This window comes from Pedobacter sp. (genome assembly GCF_965279535.1).
GTDB lineage: Bacteria > Bacteroidota > Bacteroidia > Sphingobacteriales > Sphingobacteriaceae > Pedobacter.
Genome location: NZ_OZ257244.1, coordinates 2,867,649 through 2,881,157, shown reverse-complemented (window position 1 = coordinate 2,881,157; position 13,509 = coordinate 2,867,649). Strand labels below are relative to the sequence as shown.

The 13,509-nt window shown below is 40.4% G+C and carries 9 protein-coding genes; 6 read left to right on the top strand and 3 right to left on the bottom strand.

Annotation, left to right across the window (positions count from 1 at the left end):
• Positions 1-62 precede the first annotated feature (62 nt).
• A complete protein-coding gene (locus ACQY77_RS11590; protein ID WP_421941983.1) occupies positions 63-662 on the bottom strand; it encodes a porin family protein in 600 nt (199 codons plus the stop codon).
• 235 nt (positions 663-897) lie between these two features.
• Here ACQY77_RS11590 and ACQY77_RS11585 point away from each other — a divergent pair, with 235 nt between their 5' ends.
• From ACQY77_RS11585 to ACQY77_RS11560, 6 genes are all read left to right on the top strand, one after another.
• The gene (locus ACQY77_RS11585) at positions 898-1,113 is read left to right on the top strand and encodes a hypothetical protein (RefSeq protein ID WP_421941984.1); all 216 of its coding nucleotides are present in this window, start codon (positions 898-900) and stop codon (positions 1,111-1,113) included.
• Between the two features lie 163 nt (positions 1,114-1,276).
• Positions 1,277-2,968, top strand: a complete 1,692-nt coding sequence (locus ACQY77_RS11580; RefSeq protein WP_421941985.1) for a S41 family peptidase — start codon at positions 1,277-1,279, stop codon at positions 2,966-2,968.
• Between the two features lie 141 nt (positions 2,969-3,109).
• On the top strand, positions 3,110-4,429 hold the full coding sequence (locus ACQY77_RS11575) for an alpha-L-fucosidase (RefSeq protein ID WP_421941986.1): 1,320 nt from the start codon (positions 3,110-3,112) through the stop codon (positions 4,427-4,429).
• On the top strand, positions 4,426-6,402 hold the full coding sequence (locus ACQY77_RS11570; protein ID WP_428429910.1) for a glycoside hydrolase family 2 protein: 1,977 nt from the start codon (positions 4,426-4,428) through the stop codon (positions 6,400-6,402). The genes ACQY77_RS11575 and ACQY77_RS11570 overlap by 4 nt, the downstream gene beginning before the upstream one ends.
• Positions 6,403-6,411: 9 nt before the next feature.
• On the top strand, positions 6,412-8,661 hold the full coding sequence (locus ACQY77_RS11565) for a GH92 family glycosyl hydrolase (protein WP_421941988.1): 2,250 nt from the start codon (positions 6,412-6,414) through the stop codon (positions 8,659-8,661).
• Between the two features lie 149 nt (positions 8,662-8,810).
• Positions 8,811-11,417 (top strand): glycoside hydrolase family 2 protein, encoded by a 2,607-nt coding sequence (locus ACQY77_RS11560; protein WP_421941989.1) that lies wholly within the window; start codon positions 8,811-8,813, stop codon positions 11,415-11,417.
• 611 nt (positions 11,418-12,028) lie between these two features.
• Here the strand turns inward: ACQY77_RS11560 and ACQY77_RS11555 are convergent.
• Together ACQY77_RS11555 and ACQY77_RS11550 are read right to left on the bottom strand one after the other, a co-directional pair.
• Positions 12,029-12,355 carry a 2Fe-2S iron-sulfur cluster-binding protein gene (locus tag ACQY77_RS11555; RefSeq protein WP_090885516.1) on the bottom strand — a complete coding sequence of 109 codons (327 nt, stop codon included), beginning with the start codon at positions 12,353-12,355 and terminating at the stop codon, positions 12,029-12,031.
• Between the two features lie 39 nt (positions 12,356-12,394).
• Positions 12,395-13,405 (bottom strand): NAD(P)/FAD-dependent oxidoreductase, encoded by a 1,011-nt coding sequence (locus ACQY77_RS11550; RefSeq protein ID WP_421941990.1) that lies wholly within the window; start codon positions 13,403-13,405, stop codon positions 12,395-12,397.
• Positions 13,406-13,509: the final 104 nt, after the last annotated feature.

Sequence of the window (13,509 nt, the reverse complement as noted above, 5' to 3'; positions counted from 1 at the left end):
GTAAAACAATAAAGGTGGCTCATTTGATTGAGCCACCTTTTTTTTGCTGAATTTGAATCAAATTAAAGAATTTTGAATCCTAAACTCAATTGGAATAAGTTCGGTGTTTGTTTGTATTTTTCACTCTTACTGATGTTAGAAACACCGGCCTCGTAGCGCAAATCAACAGAAATGCTGCCCACATCAACTCCGGCACCAGCCTGAATACCAAATGCCTGATTTTTGTAATTGTCGAAATCCGTAGCCTGGTTAAAAGCAGAACTAAAAGAAGTATTCTCATCTAAAACCAATGAAAGTACAGGTCCGGCCATTACGCGGAAATTAAGGTTTTTACTTCCGAATTTCGTTCCCAATAATAAAGGAATGTCTAATGTTGTAAATTTAACTTTACCCTCAGCAGAAACTTCATTGCCATTATCCTGAGTAATGCTAATGAATTTGTTGCCCTTACTGCCAATGTAAGCTTCTGGTTGTAAGTAAATACTGTTACCAATACGTGCCCATGCACCAATCTGGTAGCCAAGGCGATTTTCTTCACTGGCAAAATCAGCATTGATTTTCGCCAAGTTTACACCGGCTTTAACACCGAGATTAAAACTTTGTGCCTGGGATGTTGCCCAACCTAAAGTTAGGAAAACAACAGAGAAGATGATCTTTTTCATAATTTAATTTTGTTTTGAAATGTTGTGGCTGTAATAATGCACGTCCTTTTTCATTATTAAATGCCTGTTTAAGTTTAAATCTTATGGCTTTTATTACCTGTTGGATTTTATAACGGCATTTTAACACAATTATCATGCTAAAATGAGCCAGAGATTACACCTTTTTTACTTTTGCTTGAATAAAGCCATTAACCTGCCACAAATATTTTTTACTTTTGCCTTAAATAATTTTGCTATGGCTAATTTTCAATTGACTTCTGAGACTGCATTTAAGGTAAAAACCAAGTTTTTAAGAAAGTATCGCGACCTTGCGAACGAACCGCTTGATTTTACCCCGGGCAATGAAGATAAGTTGGTGGAAGATTTAATGCGTTTGGTAAAACGCGACCGTACCTATATCGAATTTACCATTCAGAAAGCCCTGGCGGATACAAAAGGAAACAGATTATAGCCTTTATTGCCCGAGGTAACGCTTAAATTACCTTTTGTAGCCTGTCAGACTATTTTTAATCTTTGCGTGTTTTCGTACATTTACCTTTGTACAATTCTATTCATCCATCTACCCGCAAGAATAGCTCATTAATGCTTATGTTCGGTTATAAAAAATAAAGCGCATGAAAAAGCTTAAGTTTGGATTGCTGGCTGTCGCATCTGGTATAGCCGTTTTATCTTTCTCTTTCAAGGAAGATCTGTTTTTAGTATCTAAAAACTTAGATATTTTCGCTACGCTTTACAAAGAAATTAACATCAATTATGTTGATGAAACCAATGCGCCAGCATTGATGAAAACCGGCATTGATGCCATGCTCGAAAGCTTGGATCCTTACACAGAATATGTCCCCGAATCTGAAATAGAAGATTATAAACTTAAATATGTAAGTACACAATATGGTGGCATTGGTGCCAGTACTGTTTTTATTGATGGAAAACTATATGTAAATGAGGTGAGTGAAGGCTATCCGGCATTTAAATCAGAAGTAAAACCGGGCGATCAGCTGCTCAAAATCAATGGCATAGAAGTTAAAGGAAAGGATAGATCTGAGGTGAGCCAGTTACTCAGAGGGCCAAAAGGTACTGCTGTTGATCTGGTACTGAACAGAGAAGGAAAGGAAATCGCCAAAAAGCTGATCAGGGAAGAAATTAAACAACCCAATGTATCTTACTCAGGAATGGTTGGCGATGGTGTTGGCTATATTAAACTGGATAAGTTTTTAGAAAACTCTGGCCAGGAAGTTAAAGACGCACTGTTGGCTATTCAAAAAGAAAACCCTAAAGGATTAGTCCTCGATTTGAGAAATAATGGTGGCGGTATTCTACAGGAGGCTGTAAAAATTGTTAATCTATTTGTAGATAAGGATCAGTTAGTGGTTACCCAGAAAGGTAAAAACGCAGAGAAGACCATTGCCTATAAAACCCTGCAATCACCCAATGCTGCCAGTTTGCCGTTGGTTGTACTGGTAAACGGAAACTCTGCCTCTGCTTCAGAAATTGTGGCAGGATCACTGCAGGATTTAGACCGGGCAGTAGTTATTGGTCAAAGAAGCTATGGAAAAGGATTGGTACAGCAAACTTTCAACCTCCCATACAATAGTTTGGTTAAAGTAACAGTAGCTAAATACTATACCCCATCGGGCAGATGCATTCAAAAGCTGGATTACGCACATAAAAACGCCGATGGAAGAGCAACACAGTTTGCAGATTCAACCATCACCATGTATCAAACCAAGGCCGGCAGAAATGTTTATAGCGGCAACGGTGTTTACCCTGATGTGGTAGTAGATGCGATGCGCCTGAGTCCGATTACGATCAATATGATTAACAAAAGCTTATTCTTTAATTATGCCAATCAGTTCAAAAAGAATAAACCTGCTTTAACCTCTGCTAAAACATTTCAGATCAGTGATGCCGAGTATACCGCTTTTACCAGCAGCCTCGCAGATAAAGACCTTACCTATCAAAGCAGAACCGAAAGATTACTTTCAGATCTAAGGGCAGAGGCAGAAAAAGAAAATAAATCAGCAGAAGTTAAAACAGACCTCGAAAATCTTAAATATAAACTCACCTCTGCAAAGAAAACAGATTTGGAACATCATAAACTGGAAATTAAGCGCGTACTCGAAACACAGATTGTAAGCCGGTATTTCTATGAAAAGGGACGCATTGAGCAAAGTTTTCAATATGATAAAGAACTGGCTGCAGCCAAAACACTATTCAATAATCAACCTCAAATATTGGCTATACTCAAAGGGGATGGCAATTATAAGGTAATCGGAAAGCCAGGAAAAGCAGTCGCATCCATTGATTAAAGCCGTAACAATAATCTTTCATTTGGCTTAATTCGCAAAACTTTTTAAATTTTTTATTAAGTTGCGTTGAAATTACAATAAAAGCAGTCAGAATACATGGGCTAACCACCCTGATTGGCTTTATTTTTCAACCTAAGGCACATGAAAAAAGTTCTACTTATTGCACTGGTTTTGCTCAGTACTAAGCTGATTGCACAAAACTACAGCCCTTCTGCAACGAATATCGAAAACAGAAAATGGTTTTCAGATGCCCGTTACGGGCTTTTTATCCATTGGGGTCCATTTAGTATCCCCGGCAGTGGCGAATGGGTAATGAATGAAAGAAAACTAAACGTTCATAATTATACCAATCTAAAAGATTTCTTCAATCCTATTGATTTTAATGCCGCACAATGGGTTTCGATGGCCAAAAATGCGGGCATGAAATACATCACCCTCATCACCCGTCACCATGATGGTTTTAGCATGTGGGATACCAGATATTCTGATTTCAATATCATGAATACCCCTTATAAAAAGGATATTGTAAAAATGATGGCAGATGAGTGCCACAAACAAGGCATTAAACTCTATCTCTACTATTCTTTGTTAGATTGGCGTCGTGAAGACTATCCCCATGAAACAGGTCGTACAGGCCAGAATTCTGGTAGAAAAGGAAAAGGTGATTATGCCAGTTACCTTCAGTTTATGAAAAATCAGCTTACCGAATTATTAACCAATTATGGTGAAATCGGTGGCATCTGGTTTGACGGCCATTGGGATCAAACAGCGCCTGAAGGAGAAAAAGACAGAAGCTCGCGAATTGACTGGAAATACGATGAAATTTATGGCCTGATTCACAAACTGCAACCACAATGCATGATTGGAAACAACCATCACATGAGCCCTTTTGACGGGGAAGATTTCCAGATGTTTGAACGCGATTTGCCGGGTGAAAATAAATCCGGACTCAGCTTTCAAACTGCATCAAATAAATTACCGGTAGAAACCTGCGAAACCATTTCGAGCTCATGGGGTTACAATCTTTCCGATAATCACTATAAATCTACCGCCGAACTGGTTCAGATGTTGGCCAAAGCAGCAGGTTTAGGTACCAATTTATTGTTAAACATTGGCCCAATGCCGAGTGGAAAAATTCAACCCGAATTTCAGGAGCGTTTGGCTGCAGTAGGCGATTGGCTAAAAGTAAATGGCGAAAGTATCTACGGTACCCAAGCAGGCTTTGTTAAGCCACAGGATTGGGGATGCGTAACCCAGAAAGCGGGTAAAGTTTATTTGCATGTTTTTAAAAATACGCCTGAAATTAATCTGAACGCATTTCCATATAAAAAGATAAAATCTGCCTATTATCTTCAGGATAAAAAAGCTTTAAAGTATAGCTTAAATAAGGCTGTACTGAATGTTAAAGCGGAGATAGGTAGCCAAAACCCTGATCAGGTGATTGTATTAGAAGTTCAATGAAAATGAAAGTTAAGCTGATAGGTTGTTTACTCCTGCTCGGATCGCTGGGTGCCCGGGCGCAGGTTCAAAAGATTAATGAGGGCTGGGTTTTTCAGGAACAAGATGCTGCACAATGGCTTCCTGCAAAAGTGCCGGGCGAAGTGCATCTTGATCTCTTGGCCAACAAACAGATTCCTGATCCCTTCTATCGCGACAACGAGAAAAAACTACAATGGATTGAAAAGGAAGACTGGGATTACAAGGTAAAGTTTGAGGTGCCTTCCAATACGCTGAATAAGCAAAACGTTGAACTTGTTTTTGACGGATTGGATACCTATGCGGATGTTTATTTGAATGGTAAGCGTATCCTTCAGGCCAACAACATGTTCCGCCAATGGAAAGTGGATGTAAAAGCACTTTTAAAAACATCTAATCAGCTATTTATACGCTTTAAATCGGCGCAAAATACTGTCGATTCTATGGCTAAAGCCGATCTGCCTTATGTAATTCCGGATAATCCCCGCGCTTATGTGCGGAAAGCACAATTCCATTTTGGCTGGGATTGGGGACCTAAACTTACCACTGCCGGTATTTGGAAAGAGGTACGCTTAGAAGCTTGTGATGCCAGGCCAGCAGAAAAGGCCTTTGTTCCACCGGTAAAGGTCGAACTGGTGCAGCAGCCTGATAAGGATGGGAAAAGCTTTTATTTTAAGATCCAAGGTAAAACGATTTATGTAAAGGGCGCAAACTATATTCCTTCTGATGCTTTTGTAACCAGAATGACCAAAAATGATTATCGTAAAGTACTCACTATGGCTAAAGAGGCCAACATGAATATGCTTAGGGTATGGGGCGGTGGAATATATGAGAGCGATGATTTTTATGACCTTTGCGATTCGTTGGGCATTTATGTCTGGCAGGATTTTATGTTTGCAGGGGCCATGGTTCCTGGCGATAAAGCTTTTTTTGATAATGTGAAGGAAGAGGTTAAATATCAGGTTAAGAGACTGAGGCATCACAAAAGTATCGTGCTTTGGTGTGGTAACAATGAAGTGGATGAGGCTTTTAACCGTTGGGGCTGGCAAAAGTCATTCCGCATCCCTCCTGCCGATTCGGCTAAGCTCTGGAACGATTACACCCGCCTGTTCAGGGATAGTATTCCAAAATGGGTAAAAGACGTTGATGGAAGCAGGCCTTATATCAGCACTTCGCCTAAATATGGCTGGGGTGTGAAAAATAGCTTTACCGAAGGCGATAGTCATTATTGGGGCGTTTGGTGGGGCGGAGAAGATTTTGAAGTCTTTGAAAAGAAAACAGGCCGTTTTGTAAGCGAATACGGTATGCAGGCAATGCCCAATTATGAAAGTATTCTGAAGATAACCGAGGCCCAGGATCGCTATCTTTTTTCGGATGTTTTGCAGAACCACCAACGGGCAGGTAATGGTTATGATAAGCTGGCCGTTTATTTAAAGTCTTACATGGTTGATGCTGAGCAGTTAAAGAAACTATCTCTCGAAGATTATACTTATCTTACTCAATGCGTACAGTACTATGGATTCAAAAATATGATCCTCATTCACCGCAGTAAGGCACCTTATAACATGGGGACCCTTCTTTGGCAGCTAAATGATTGCTGGCCGGTAGCCAGCTGGAGCATTACCGATTATTATAACCGGGCACCGAAAGCGGCCTGGTATGCCGTTAAAGAAGCTTATCGCGATGAACCCCGCATTAAAAGAGATACCGTAAAGCCTAAAGATTTAAAACTCAGCGACCCTAAAATTACTTACCAGGTAAAAGGAAACACCATCAAACTTAAAGCTTCGGCATTTGCCAAGTATGTATACCTTGATATTACAGGCTATAACGGCAAGTTAAGCGACAATTATTTTGATCTGGAACCTAATCAGGAAAAAACCATTACAGTGGATGGTACAGGAGCAATAAAAGATATTAAAATCAAATCCCTATGGGACGTAACTCATAAATATTAAACCAACACAATGAAAATCAGAGCATCGAAGTTCAGCTTCATCATTAGCGCCTTTCTCTTTACCAGTGCCCAGGCACAGCAAAAAAGTAGCCTCACGCAATATGTAGACCCACTAATTGGTTCTGCAAAGCATGGTCACGTTTTTGTAGGCGCAAATGTACCTTTTGGTGCAGTGCAGTTAGGACCCAATAATATCATGGAAGGTTGGGATTGGTGTAGTGGCTATAACTATATCAGTAATACCATTACAGGTTTCTCTCATACCCATTTAAGCGGAACGGGAATTGGCGATTTGGGCGATCTTTCGATTATGCCGGCTACCGGACAATTAATTCTTGAAAAAGGAAAAAAAGGCGAAGAAGATAAAGGTTACCTTTCTAAGTTTACACATGAAAATGAAGTAGCAAAAGCAGGATATTACAGTGTTTTGCTCGAAAAATATGGCATTAAAGCAGAGTTGACAGCCACCCCGCGCGTAGGTTTTCATCAATATACCTTTAAGCCAAATGCAGTAAACCCACATTTAATGTTAGATCTGATCGAAGGAATTGGCTGGGATGCACCAACCTCAGTTTCCTTTAAACAAGTAGATGCAACAACCATTGTAGGACATAGAAATTCAAAAGGATGGGCCGATGATCAGCGTTTCTCTTTCGTGATCAAGCTATCTCAACCAGTTAATAGTTTTACGATTTATGATGATGGTAAAGCCCAAACAAGCAAAGATGTAAAAGCGAAGAAACTGACCGCTGTGGTAGGCTTCAAAAACATCAATAATAATGTGCTTCAAATTAAAGTTGCGATTTCTCCGGTAAGTATTGAAAATGCAATCTTAAACCTCAATACGGAGTTGCCGGGCTGGGATTTTAAATCTACAGTGAAGAAAGCAGATACCCAGTGGGAAAATGAACTGGCTAAAGTGAAAATCGGTGCTTCTAACACCACGAAGAAAATATTTTACACTGCCCTTTATCACACCATGGTGGCACCATCTCTTTATAACGATGTAAACAAGGATTACAGAGGTTCTGATCAAAAAGTTTATAAAAAAGGAAACTTTACCAATTACACAACTTTCTCATTATGGGATACTTATCGTGCAGCTAACCCGCTTTATACCATTTTACACCAGGATCGTGTAAACGATATCGTTAACACCATGTTGGCCATCTATCAACAACAAGGTAAACTGCCTGTTTGGCATTTAATGGGCAATGAAACCAATACTATGGTGGGTTATCACGCTGTTCCGGTTATAGTAGACGCCTACTTAAAAGGCTATAGAGGATTTGATACAAAACTGGCATTTGAAGCGGTTAAACAATCTGCTATGCAGAAAACCAATGGAATAGAATATATTCAGAAACTGGAATATATCCCAGCAGAGAAAGTAGGAGAATCGGTTGCCAAAGCATTAGAGTATGCTATTGATGATTATTGTATTGCACAGATGGCAAAAGCAATGGGCAATACCCAGGATTATGAGTATTTCAGCAAACGTGCACAACTCTATAAAAAGTACTTCGATCCACAATCGCATTTCATGCGCGGTCGTTTAACCGATGGTTCATGGCATTTGCCTTTCGATCCACTTAGGTCATTACACCGTGGCGATGATTATACAGAGGGGAATGCCTGGCAATATACCTGGTTAGTACCCCAGGACGTTGAAGGATTAATTAACTTGTTTGGCAGCGATGCGGCTTTTACCAATAAACTGGATTCATTATTTACCACACCTTCTGCTTTAACTGAAGCCAGTTCTCCTGATATATCGGGCTTAATCGGTAATTACGCACAAGGAAATGAACCTGGTCACCACATTCCTTACTTATATGCTTATGCAGGTCAGCCATGGAAAACAGCAGATTTGATCCGCAGGATAGATAATGAATTTTATACTGCAAAACCAGATGGTTTATGTGGAAATGAAGATGTGGGCCAAATGAGTGCCTGGTATGTTTATACTGCAATGGGCTTTTACCCGGTAAATCCGGCAAACGGAACTTATGTATTTGGTACACCATTGGTAAACGATGCAACCATCTCACTTAAGGGGAACAAGAAGTTCAGCATCAAAGTAATTGATAACAATGCAAGCAATAAATACATTCAAAAAGTGGTCATTAACGGTAAGCCTTACACCAAATCATACCTTTTACACCAAACGATTATGAACGGTGGTACGATGCAGATTTATATGGGCAGCAAGCCTTCAGCAACCTTCGGTGTAGCGAAAGCAGACAGACCTTTGAATTAGTACCGAGTATCAAGTATTTAGTATCAAGTAGAAAGTATCAAGTAGCAAGTATTTGGTAATAATCAGGATTGGAATCACAGAAAGATTTCCATCCTGATACCCGATACCTGCTACTTGAATTTAAAGCCCCCACTTTAACCCTTTATTAAATGAGAAAACTATACTTCCTTTTACTGTTGAGCTTAGGCTATCAGGCACAAGCGCAAAACAAGTATGAACTTAACGCGGGTTGGGTTTGCGAAAATGTGAAACAGGTTAAGGCCGATGGTTCAGCGCTTTCAAATCCTGGTTTTTCGCTAAATGGCTGGATGCCCGCCACTGTTCCCGGAACAGTACTCACTACCCTTTTGAACAATCAAAAAGTTCCCGATCCATTTTATGGGATGAACAACGAGAAAATTGCAGACGTTTATAAAACGGGGAACGATTACTACACCTATTGGTTTGTTAAAGATTTTAACGAAAAAGCAGTTGGCAATGAGCAGGTATGGCTTCAGTTTAGAGGGATCAATTACAAGGCATCTATTTTTCTCAATGGTAAAAAGGTAAACGCTACGCCGCATGAAGGCATGCACCTGAGGGCGCAATACAACATCACCAGACTTTTATCTCCTACTGGTAAGAACCGTTTGGCAGTGATCGTTTATCCGCCAGATGTGGTGGGTAACCCCAATGGAGGTCAGGGTGGCGATGGTACTATAGCTAAAGGTTTAACCACACAATATACGGCGGGTTGGGATTGGATTCAGCCCATCAGAGACCGTAACACGGGGATCTGGGATAAAGTAACCATAGAGAAAACTAAATCTATCAATATCCAAAATCCTCATGTAGTTACTTTAGTGCCTGGAAAACGTAATCCGGAAGGAAAGCAAGCTCCTGCCACGATTAAATTTAGTATAGAAGTAGAAAATCCGACTACAAAACCCGTTTCCGGAACTTTACAGTACCAAATTGCAGGCAAAACCATTCAGAAAGCAGTTACCATTGCCGCTAATAGCAATACTGAGGTTAAGCTACCTGATTTTATCCTCGATAACCCTAAGCTTTGGTGGCCTAGTGGCTACGGTGCGCAAAATTTGTATCCTGTTGAGGTTAAATTCATCAGCAATCAACAAACTTTAGATCAGGAGCGGTTAAATGTAGGCGTTCGCCAGATAGATAACATCTGGAATAGCCACACCCAAAGTATGGGCGCTTATGTAAACGGCCAAAAGATCTTTATTAAAGGTGGTAACTGGATCATTTCTGATGCGATGCTCCGTTTTAGTGATGCCCGTTACGATGCGGAAGTGCGTTACCACAAAGATATGAACCTGAACCTCATCAGGATTTGGGGCGGAGCACTTCTAGAAAGGCCAGAATTTTACAATGCCTGCGATAAGTATGGTTTATTGGTTTTTCAGGATTTCTGGTTCAGTGGCGATTGTAATGGCCGTTGGGTAGATCCTTTGAAAAAAGAAGATCAATGGACGAGAAGAAAGTATCCTGATAATCATCCACTGGTTTTAGCGGCGATGGAAGACGGAATTAAACTGATTAGAAACCATGCTTCACTGGCGTTCTGGTGTGGTGGTAATGAAATTACACCTCCCGAAGATATTCTTCAACCCCTTAAAAATGATTTGCTCCCGCGCTTAGATGGCACCCGTCAGTTTTTTGATTTCTCTAACAGTGACGAAATGTCGTTTAACAGTTTAGGCGGTAATGGAGACGGACCTTACGGTATTCAGGATCCAAAAAGTTTCTGGGGAACCAGAACCTTTCCCTACAATTCGGAAGTAGGATCGGTTGGTGTGGGCGATTACGTTTCGCTACAACGCTTTATCCCTAAAGAAAACCTGATTGTGCCACAAAATAAAGGTAAAGCCGATTCGGTTTGGGAATATCATAAATACATTGGTTACGATGGCCACATTGATCCATATGGTAAGGCTAAGAATGCCGAAGATTTTGCCATGAAGGCACAGCTGGTTAATTACGATCAGTACAGGGCATTAATGGAAGGCTTTTCTTCACACATGTGGGATTGGTATACCGGATCTATCATCTGGAAAACCCAAAACCCCTGGACCTCATTAAGAGGCCAGATGTACGATTATTACCTGGATCCTAACGCCTGTCTTTACGGATTAAGAAAAGGCAGTGAGCCGCTTCATATCATGCTTAATCCGATAGATAGCATGGTGTCAGTAGTAAATAATGGCTTCAGTACGCACAATAGTCTGATGATCCAGGCTAAAGCCTATGATATGGATGGGAAAGAATACTTCTACTCGCAGGTTTTTAATTCAATTGGCCCCTCTTCGGTTAGAAAGTTCTTCCCATTAAATGATTTCTTAACCAAACTGGATAAGAAAGAGGGGGTATTTGTTTCGCTGAAATTGATGAATGAACAACAGCAGGTTTTAAGTGAGAATATTTATTGGATGGCCGATAAAGATGGCACTTACAAGGGATTGCAAAACATAAAGCAAACTCAACCTACAATTACAGCCCTTAAAAAAGACAAGCATAAAGTAGCAGTTACATTAAATAATGCAAACGGAAATCCGCTTGCTTTCTTTAACCGGATAGCACTCATTAATAAACAGACTGCTGCACGTATTTTGCCCGCTTTTTATGATGATAATTATGTGAGCATTTTGCCAGGCGAAAGCAGAACCATTACCGTGGAATACCCAGGAGATGAAGATAACCTGGCTGTTGAGGTTTATGGCTGGAATGTAGCCAAACAGCGTGTAGAGGTCCGGTAATTTTAGCTTCTCCTACTTATTGTCATTCCTGCTTATTGTCATTCCGACTTCGGAGGAATCTGCTCGTATAATTCCCGAAGCAGATTCTTCGCTTTGCTCTGAATGACAAGTTTTTTGGCATTTTGTCCTTCCGGCTTATTGTCCTTCCTACTTATTTTCATTCCTACTTATTGTCCTTCCGAATTACTGTCATTCCGAATTAACTGTCATTCCGACTTCGGAGGAATCTGCTCGTATAATTCCCGAAGCAGATTCTTCGCTTTGCTCTGAATGACAAGTTTTTTGGTACGTTGTCCTTCCGGTTTACTGTCCATTCCTGCTTATTGTCCTTCCGACTTATTGTCATTCCGACTCTGGAGGAATCTATTCATGTAATTTCCGAATTGGATTCTTCGCTTCGCTCTGAATGACAAGTTTTTCGGCTTATTGTCATTCCTGCTTATTGTCATTCCGACTTCGGAGGAATCTATTCATGTAATCTCCGAATTGGATTCTTCGCTTCGCTCTGAATGACAGGTTTTATTAACTGCCTGCCGGTTGCTATCACACCGAACGGAATAAAAAAAGGCGACACTTTTCAGTATCGCCTTTAAAAAATTAATGTTATCTATTTAGCTTACGCCGTGTAACTTTACTTTTAAACCATCCATGTTGTTGTTTAACTGCAACTGGCAGGCCAAACGGGAGTTGGGTAACAAATCAGGCAAAGTATCCAGCATGGCGTACTCATCATCCGTCATTTCATTTAGTTTTTCTTCTCCCTCTAAAACATCAACACAACAGGTTGCACATAAAGCCATTCCGCCACAAGTGGCTAAAATATCATATTCAGAAGCCTTTAAAAACTCCATCAAACTTAAGCCCATATCCGTTGGTGCTTCGTGAGATGTAACCGAACCATCCGGTTCCTGCATGTATATTGTGATGTTATTTTCCATTGATTACCTTTTTTACGGGGCAAATATAAGAGAAAGCGCTTAAAATTCTGAAACTCCGTTTACAGTTGTGTACTTCATGGTATATTTAACACCAGGATTCATGTATTGGTAAGCACTGTGGCTCATCAATGCTGCCTCGTGGAAACCACAAAGAATCAGTTTTAACTTGTTGGTGTAAGTGTTAATATCGCCAATGGCGTAAATACCAGGGATGTTTGTTGAATAATCATCGGTATTAACCTCGATAGCACTTTTGCTGATATTCAGGTTCCACTCCTCAATTGGACCAAGCTTAGGGCTTAAACCAAACAGTGGAATTAAATGATCGGCCTCCACAATGGTTTTTTCCATGCTGCGGTTTTGGATAATTTCTACCTGCTCTAATTTATCTGTACCATGAACCGCATTCAAATTGCTGTTCAGGATCAGGTTAATCTTACCGCTTTCGGCTAATTTCATTACTTTGTTTACCGAATCCGGTGCACCACGGAAGCTTTCGCTTCTGTGTACCAAAGTTAACTCAGAGCAAACTTCAGCCAAATAGATCGTCCAGTCTAAGGCCGAGTCGCCGCCACCTGCAATTACCATTCTTTGGTCGCGGTATTTCTCCGGATCAAGGATCATATAATTTACACCTTTACCATTCTCAAAGTTCTCCAGGTTTTCTACCGCAGGCTTACGGGGCTCGAAACAACCCAAACCTCCTGCAATAACAACCACTTTAGCTTCGATAACAGTACCCATATTGGTAGTTAGAACGAAATCTGCTTCGCCACGCTTTTCTAAACCTTCAATACGTTCGCCCAAAGTAAAAGTTGGATGAAAAGGCTTAGCCTGTTCCATCAAATTATCGATAAGCTCCTGGGCCAAAACAGATGGATAACCTGGGATATCATATATCGGTTTTTTAGGGTAAATTTCAGAAAGCTGACCACCAACCTGAGGAAGATAGTCAATTAAATGGCAACGCATTTTTAACAAACCGGCTTCGAAAATGGCAAATAAACCAACCGGACCAGCGCCTATTACGGCTATATCAGTAGAGATCATTCAAAAAAATTTGTCGCAAAGTTACAAAAACCTACACACTATTTAGACATATTCCAAATTATTTTAAATAAAATCTATAAGCTTAGTAGTTTTTTAATTTAATG

Coding starts and splice junctions, on each gene's coding strand:
- ACQY77_RS11555 (WP_090885516.1), bottom strand. CDS start 12,355: ATGGAAAATAACATCACAATATACATGCAGGAACCGGATGGTTCGGTT.
- ACQY77_RS11575 (WP_421941986.1), top strand. CDS start 3,110: ATGAAAAAAGTTCTACTTATTGCACTGGTTTTGCTCAGTACTAAGCTG.
- ACQY77_RS11565 (WP_421941988.1), top strand. CDS start 6,412: ATGAAAATCAGAGCATCGAAGTTCAGCTTCATCATTAGCGCCTTTCTC.
- ACQY77_RS11550 (WP_421941990.1), bottom strand. CDS start 13,405: ATGATCTCTACTGATATAGCCGTAATAGGCGCTGGTCCGGTTGGTTTA.
- ACQY77_RS11590 (WP_421941983.1), bottom strand. CDS start 662: ATGAAAAAGATCATCTTCTCTGTTGTTTTCCTAACTTTAGGTTGGGCA.
- ACQY77_RS11560 (WP_421941989.1), top strand. CDS start 8,811: ATGAGAAAACTATACTTCCTTTTACTGTTGAGCTTAGGCTATCAGGCA.
- ACQY77_RS11580 (WP_421941985.1), top strand. CDS start 1,277: ATGAAAAAGCTTAAGTTTGGATTGCTGGCTGTCGCATCTGGTATAGCC.
- ACQY77_RS11570 (WP_428429910.1), top strand. CDS start 4,426: ATGAAAATGAAAGTTAAGCTGATAGGTTGTTTACTCCTGCTCGGATCG.
- ACQY77_RS11585 (WP_421941984.1), top strand. CDS start 898: ATGGCTAATTTTCAATTGACTTCTGAGACTGCATTTAAGGTAAAAACC.